The organism is Pseudomonas corni, from assembly GCF_057128765.1.
In genome coordinates this window covers 1-1577 of the sequence record NZ_JBSKHW010000034.1, presented here as the reverse complement: position 1 = coordinate 1577, position 1577 = coordinate 1, and the positions used below count along the sequence as shown (strand labels likewise).

At 65.6% G+C, this 1577-nt stretch carries 1 protein-coding gene; it reads left to right on the top strand.

Features of this window, described 5'->3' with window-relative positions:
* A partial coding sequence (locus ACWKV9_RS27640; protein ID WP_483839287.1) for a DUF6531 domain-containing protein occupies positions 1–1577 on the top strand: 1577 nt, incomplete at both ends.

The following is a 1577-nucleotide window of genomic DNA, read 5'->3' as shown; positions in this document are numbered from 1 at the left end:
CTGGCCGAGGGTTCGGCCACGGTCTACATCAACGGCCAGCCCGCCGTGCGCAGCGGCGACCGCAGCAGTTGTGGCGCGACGGTGGTGTCGTCCGGGCGGATTTCGCCCAACGTGGTCATCGGCGGACCCAAGATGGTGGTTCGTAAAGTGCGCAGCGGCAAGACGCCGGGCGTCGGCATGGCCGTGTCGGCGCTGATGATGCTGCGCGGCGGCCCCGGCACCTTTGTCAGCAACCTGCCGTGCATGGCGCTCAGTGGCGTGAACGGGTTTGCGGTGAGCGCTGCGGTCGGCGCCTTGACCCGGGCAATGTCGGGATCACCCAATCCGGTGCATGCCGCCACCGGCGCCAAGGTGCTGGGCGATGTCGAGGAACTGGATTTTTTCATCGCCGGGATTCTGCCGGTGGAGTGGCAGCGTTTCTACAACAGCCGCGACACCCGCCCCAATAGCCTGTTTGGCACGGGCTGGAGCGTGGGGTTTGAAGTCGGCGTGCGCATCGAACCGCACCCCGAGGGCGGCGAACGGCTGATCTATACCGATGAGCAGGCGCGCGTCATCGACATGGGCAGCATCCCCTTGGGCGGCGCGGTGTACAGCGCCGGTGAAGGCCTGGCGGTACGCCGACATGACAACGGCCAGCTGCTGATCGAGAGCGAGGACGGGCGTTATCGCCTGTTTGAGCCGGTCGGGACCAATCCTGGGGTGTTACGCCTGACCGAGCTGGGCGACCGCAACGACAACCGGATCTATCTGGATTACGACGACCTAGGGCGTCTGATCCATGTGCGTGACACCTACAACATCGTGCGCCTGCTGCTGGTGTATTCACTGCGCTGGCCGCGGCGGGTCGAGCAGATCGAACGGGTGTACATCGATGAAACTCGCGAGGTCCTGGCCAGTTACGCGTATGACGCTCAGGGCGATCTGGCGCAGGTGCAGGATGCGCTGGGCCAGACGCAGCGGCGCTTCGTCTACCACGAGCAGCGCATGGTCGAGCACCAGTTGCCCAGCGGCCTGCGCTGTTTTTACCAGTGGGCGCTGATCGACGAGCGTGAGTGGCGGGTGGTTCAGCACTGGACCGACGACGGCGATGCCTACCGCTTCGCCTATGACTTGAGCGCCGGGACCACGGTCGTGACCGACGGCCTGGGCCGCGTCAGCACCCGGCACTGGAACGCCCAACACCAGATCACCCACTACCGCGACACCCTCGGCCACGTCTGGCGGTTTATCTGGAACGACGAGCGCCAGTTGCTGGGCGCGGTGGACCCTCAGGACGGGCAGTGGCATTACAGCTACGACGACGCCGGCAACCTGTGTTCGACCCAGGACCCGCTCGGACGCCGTGATGCCACGGTGTTTCTCGAACAGTGGGCGCTGCCCGTGGCGCAGACCGACACCGCCGGCCAGAGCTGGCATTACCGCTACGACAAGCGCGGCAACTGCACCCACGTCACCGACCCGCTGGGGCATGTCACCCGCTACCGGCACGACGCCTACGGCCAGCTGATCGAGATCATCGACGCCAGCGGTAAAAGCAAAAAGCTGAGCTGGGACGCGATGGGGTATCTGACCGA